The sequence below is a fragment of the Lysobacter enzymogenes genome (assembly GCF_017168095.1).
Classification (GTDB): domain Bacteria; phylum Pseudomonadota; class Gammaproteobacteria; order Xanthomonadales; family Xanthomonadaceae; genus Lysobacter; species Lysobacter enzymogenes_D.
In genome coordinates this window covers 1-4,884 of sequence record NZ_LXSD01000160.1, presented here as the reverse complement: position 1 = coordinate 4,884, position 4,884 = coordinate 1, and the positions used below count along the sequence as shown (strand labels likewise).

Here is a 4,884-nt window from a genome sequence, read left to right as displayed (position 1 = left end):
GCAGCGCCGGCGCCGCCCGGACCTCTGGGTTCGCCCGCGCCGCGCTGGCCGCCGCCCGCGCCATAGGGGCTGCCGGGCGGCTTGCGCGGGCCGCGCGGGGGATCGTCACGTCGCATCTTGCAGGCTCCTTCTCACCTTCGCGAACACGCGCAGGTCGTGCACTCGCCCGTGTTTGTACACGGCGCAGCGCTGCACGCCCTCTTCTTCGAAACCGTTCTTCGCCAACACCCGCGCCGAGGCCGGATTGCCGTCCAGCACCGTCGCATACAAGCGGTACAGCGCCAGATGCCGCATCGCCCACGGCGCGAACGCGCCGACCACCCGGGTCATCAGCCCGGCGCCCCACAGCGGGCGGCCGAGCCAATAGCCGAACTCGGCGCCGTGCGCGCGCTCGCCGCGGCCCGGCTGCGCGCCGATGCCGCCGACCGCGCGGCCGCCGACTTCGATGGCGAACACCGGATGATCCAGATCGACCACCTGGCCTTCGAGGAAACGCTCGCCGTCCTGGCGCGTGTACGGATACGGAAACCGGTCGCTGAGCCCGCGCGAAACCTCGGCGTCGTCGGCATGGGCGACCAGGCTGTCGAGGTCGTCGCGGCGCCAGCGACGCAGCAGGAACCCCTCGCCCTGCGGCGGCGGGAGGGTGGCGGGGTCGGCGTTCATGCGCGTAGCCTAATTTCGCCGCGGCCGGGCTGCAAACGCAGGCGCGGCGCCGCCACCAGGAGCGACCCATGCGGACCTACCCCATCGAAGAAGTCCACAGCGGCGAGGACGACGGCAGCCTATGGGTGAGCCTGGGCTTCGCCTCGCAGGACAACCCGCTGGACGTGCTGCACATCGTCTGCACGCTGCGGCCCGACGCCCAGGACCGGGCGCTGGGCATGGCCGCGCTCTACCTCGAGCGCGACGACCAGAGCCGCGGCGGTTACGCCGGCGCCGACCGCATTTTGGCCGGCGCGGATGCGGTGACCGTCGAGCTCAACGCCGCCGGCCGCGAACGCCTGGAATTCGACGCCGCGCTGCGCTTGACCTGGGCGGCGACGCTGCCCGGGCGCGAGGCCGCGCTGTCGATCCTGGCGCGCATGGGCGAGTACGAATGCGGGCGAGTGATCGAGCGTGTCTCGGCTACGACAGGCACAGACACGGGTACGACACCCGCCTGAGCCGCCCGTCCCCTGCGCCGCCGCAACGCGGCCGCCTGCTGCGCATCGCAGCGCTTACCGGATTCATCGACATGAAAATGTACATCCTCGTCCGCGAGGACGTTCCGCTCGGCTTCGCCATGGTCGCCGTCGCCCACGCCTCGCTCGCCGCCTACCTGAAGTTCCGCGATGCGCCGGAAACCGCGCAATGGCTCGACGGCCCGTTCTTCAAGGCGGTGTGCAAGGCCAACGCCAAGGAATTCGAGAACGCCAAGGCGGTCGAGGACCACGTCGTGCTGACCGAATCGGCGCTGGACGGGTGCAAGGTCGCGATCGCGTTCAAGCCACGCGAGCAATGGCCGAAGATGTTCAAGTTCCTGCGCCTGTACAAAGACGCCTGACGGCTTCGTTTCTCCCTGCAGGAGCGGCGCGAGCCGCGACCGCGACAACGCAATTGCGGCGCAGGTTTCGTCGCGGGCGTGTTGTCGCGGTCGCGGCTCGCGCCGCTCCTACAGGGGGGCGGTCGCGGTTACGCGTGGCCGCCGGCTTGCGGGGTTTCCTGTTCGAGGCGTTCGAGTTCGTGCGCCACCGCTTCGGGCGACCGGGTGAAGCGCGCCAGCAGCACGTAGAACGCCGGCACGATGAACAGCGACAGCAGGGTCGAGAACGACACGCCGAAGATCACCACGATGCCGATGGTCGCGCGGCTGGCCGAGCCCGGGCCGCCGGCCAGCACCAGCGGCACCGCGCCGACAACGGTGGCGATCGAGGTCATCAGGATCGGGCGCAGGCGCACCGCCGAGGATTCGACGATGGCTTGGTGGATGCTGCGGCCTTCGTCGCGCAGCTGATTGGCGAACTCGACGATCAGGATGCCGTTCTTCGCCGCCAGCCCGACCAGCATGACGATGCCGATCTGACTGAACAGGTTCAGCGTGCCGCCGGTCATCCACAAGCCCAGCAAAGCGCCGAGCACGCCCAGCGGCACGGTCAGCATGATCACGAACGGGTGGATGAAGCTCTCGAACTGCGCGGCGAGCACCAGATACACCACCAGCAGCGCCAGGGTGAAGGTCATCAGCACCGCGCCGCCGGCCTTCTGGTATTCGCGCGATTCGCCCTTCCAGTCGATCTGCGCGTGCTCGGGCAGTTCCTCGGCGACGACCTGGTTCAACCACGCGATCGCCTCGCCGACGGTGTAGCCCGGGGCGACGCCGGCGCTGACGGTGATCGCGCGCAGGCGGTTGAAGCGGTTGAGGCTGCCGGCTTCGGCCAGTTCCTTCAGCGTGACCAGGTTCGACAGCGGCACCAGGCCGCCGTCGCGCGCGCGCACCTGGATCGCGGCGAGGTCGGCCGGCGAAGCGCGCAGGTCGCGGTCGGCCTGCACCATCACGTCGTATTCCTCGCCGTTCTGGACGAAGGTGGTGACCCGGCGCGAGCCCATCAGGGTCTCCAGCGCGTGACCGATGTCGGTGACGCTGACGCCGAGGTCGGCGGCGCGCTGGCGGTCGATCTCCACCCGCATCTGCGGCCGGGTTTCCTTGTAGTCCGAGTCGGCCGAGAACAGGCCCTTGTTCTGCTCGATCCGGGCCAGGATGCGGTCGCGCCACTGCGCCAGCTCGGCGTATTCGGGGCCGCCGAGCACGATCTGGATCGGCTGGCCGCGGGTGCGCACCAGGCCGCCGCCGACCTGCGGCAGCGCGCGCACGCTCGGCAGCGCGCCGAGTTCGGCGCGCAGGCTGTCGGCGACCTGCGCGGTGCTCTTGTCGCGCTGTTTCCAGTCCTGCAGGAACACCGCGATGCGGCCGGTGTGCATCTCCTCGCTGGCGCCGAAACCGCCGGGCACGCGCGGGTTGTAGCGCTGGATGGTCTGGTCCGGGCCGGTGTGGGCGGCGACGATCTTCTCGACTTCCTGCACCTGCTTGACCGTGTAGTCGAAGCCGGCGCCTTCCGGGCCCTGGATCGAGATCTGGAACGAGCCGCGGTCTTCCTGCGGCGCCAGTTCCGACGGCACCAGCTTGAACAGGCCGAAGCTCAGCGCCAGCGCCGCCAGCAGCAGCGCGCCGAACAGCCACGGCCGTTCGACGCTGCGGTCGAGCAGGCCGCGATAGCCGCCGCTGAGCGCGTCCAGGCGCGCGTTGATCCAGCGATTGACCGGATTGGTTTTTTCCTGGCTGTGCGGGCGCACGAACTTGGACGACATCATCGGCGTCAAGGTCAGCGCCACGAACGCCGACAGCGCCACCGCGCCGGCCAGCGCCACCGACAGTTCGCGGAACAAGCGCCCGGTGTTGCCTTCCATGAAGCCCACCGGCAGGAACACCGCGACCAGCACCGCGGTGGTGGCGATCACCGCGAAGGCGACCTGCTTGGTGCCGCGCGCGGCCGCGACCAGCGCCGGCTCGCCGAGGTCGGCGCGCCGCTGGATGTTCTCCAGCACCACGATCGCGTCGTCCACGACCAGGCCGATGCACAGCACCAGCGCCAGCAAGGTCAGCAGGTTGATCGAGAAGCCGAACGCGTACAGCGGGATGAACGCGGCGATCAGGCACACCGGCACCGTCACCGCCGGGATCAGCGCGGCGCGGAAGCTGCCCAGGAACAGCCAGATCACGATCAGCACCAGGACGATGGCCTCGACCAGGGTGTGGTAGACGCGCTCCACCGCCGATTCGATGAACACCGTGGTGTCGAAGGCGACGAAGATGTCGGTGCCTTCGGGCAGGGTCGGACGGATCCTGTCGGCCTCCGCGCGCACCGCGCGGGCGACGTCGAGGCTGTTGGCGGTGGAGGTCTTGACGATCCCGAGGCCGATGTTGGGCTCGCCGTTGCTGCGGTAATAGGCGCGGCGCTCGGCCGATTGCAGCTCGATCTTGGCCACATCCCCGAGCCGCACCACATAGCCGTCGGCGCCCTTCTTCAGCGGGATCTGGGCGAAATCGGCGGGCTTCTGGTAGCTGCGCGCGACCCGCAGGGTGAAATCGCGCGACTGCGATTCGATCCGCCCGGCAGGCAGTTCGACGTTCTCCGCGCGCAGCGCGTTCTCGACTTCGTTGACGGTGATGTCGCGCGCGGCCAGCGCGTCCTGGTTGAGCCAGATGCGCATGGCGTAGCGCTGCTGGCCGCCGATGCGGACCTGGGCGACGCCGTCGACCGAAGACAGCCGGTCCACGACGTAGCGGTCGGCGTAATCCGACAGCTGCAGCGTGTCCATCTTCTTCGAGCTCATGTTGAGCCACAGCACCGGGTCGGAGTCGCTTTCGACCTTCTCCACTTCCGGCGGATCGGCCTCGTCGGGCATGCGGTCCATGACCCGGCTGACCGCGTCGCGCACGTCGTTGGCGGCGGCTTCGATGTCGCGCTGCAGGGTGAACTCGATGCTGACCGAGGCGCGGCCGTTGACGCTGCGCGATTCGATCGTCTCGATGCCTTCGATGCCGGCCAGCGCGTCTTCCAGTACCTGGGTGATGCGGGTTTCCACCACCGCCGCCGAGGCGCCGGGGTAGCTGACGTCGACCGAGACGATCGGCGGGTCGATCGCCGGCAGCTCGCGCAGGGTCAGGCGCGAGAACGCCATGATCCCGAGCACGATCAGCAGCAGGCTCATGACCGTGGCGAACACCGGCCGGCGGATGGAGACGTCGGACAGCTTCATCGGCGCGGCTCTCCGCCGCCGCCGCGGCGGGTCGGCGCGCCGCGCTTGGCCGGCACGTACACCGGCGCGCGGCCGTCGCCTTCGCCT

Annotated in this window: 4 protein-coding genes; 2 read left to right on the top strand and 2 right to left on the bottom strand. The window is 69.6% G+C overall.

Annotated features, from left to right (window positions below; genetic code table 11):
- Positions 1-105: 105 nt before the first annotated feature.
- Positions 106-663 carry a GNAT family N-acetyltransferase gene (locus tag A7A76_RS04435; protein WP_206410063.1) on the bottom strand — a complete coding sequence of 186 codons (558 nt, stop codon included), beginning with the start codon at positions 661-663 and terminating at the stop codon, positions 106-108.
- A gap of 68 nt (positions 664-731) precedes the next feature.
- Between A7A76_RS04435 and A7A76_RS04430 the strand changes: the two genes are divergently transcribed.
- Together A7A76_RS04430 and A7A76_RS04425 are read left to right on the top strand one after the other, a co-directional pair.
- Positions 732-1,163, top strand: coding sequence for an Imm10 family immunity protein (locus A7A76_RS04430; protein WP_206410062.1), 432 nt, complete (start codon positions 732-734; stop codon positions 1,161-1,163).
- A 71-nt stretch (positions 1,164-1,234) separates the two neighbouring features.
- The gene (locus A7A76_RS04425; RefSeq protein ID WP_206410061.1) at positions 1,235-1,543 is read left to right on the top strand and encodes a peptidyl-tRNA hydrolase; all 309 of its coding nucleotides are present in this window, start codon (positions 1,235-1,237) and stop codon (positions 1,541-1,543) included.
- A gap of 128 nt (positions 1,544-1,671) precedes the next feature.
- On the opposite strand, the gene A7A76_RS04420 is transcribed toward A7A76_RS04425, so the two are convergent.
- Complete coding sequence (locus A7A76_RS04420) at positions 1,672-4,797, bottom strand: efflux RND transporter permease subunit (RefSeq protein WP_206410060.1); 3,126 nt, start codon at positions 4,795-4,797, stop codon at positions 1,672-1,674.
- Positions 4,798-4,884: the final 87 nt, after the last annotated feature.

Coding starts and splice junctions, on each gene's coding strand:
- A7A76_RS04425 (WP_206410061.1), top strand. CDS start 1,235: ATGAAAATGTACATCCTCGTCCGCGAGGACGTTCCGCTCGGCTTCGCC.
- A7A76_RS04430 (WP_206410062.1), top strand. CDS start 732: ATGCGGACCTACCCCATCGAAGAAGTCCACAGCGGCGAGGACGACGGC.
- A7A76_RS04435 (WP_206410063.1), bottom strand. CDS start 663: ATGAACGCCGACCCCGCCACCCTCCCGCCGCCGCAGGGCGAGGGGTTC.
- A7A76_RS04420 (WP_206410060.1), bottom strand. CDS start 4,797: ATGAAGCTGTCCGACGTCTCCATCCGCCGGCCGGTGTTCGCCACGGTC.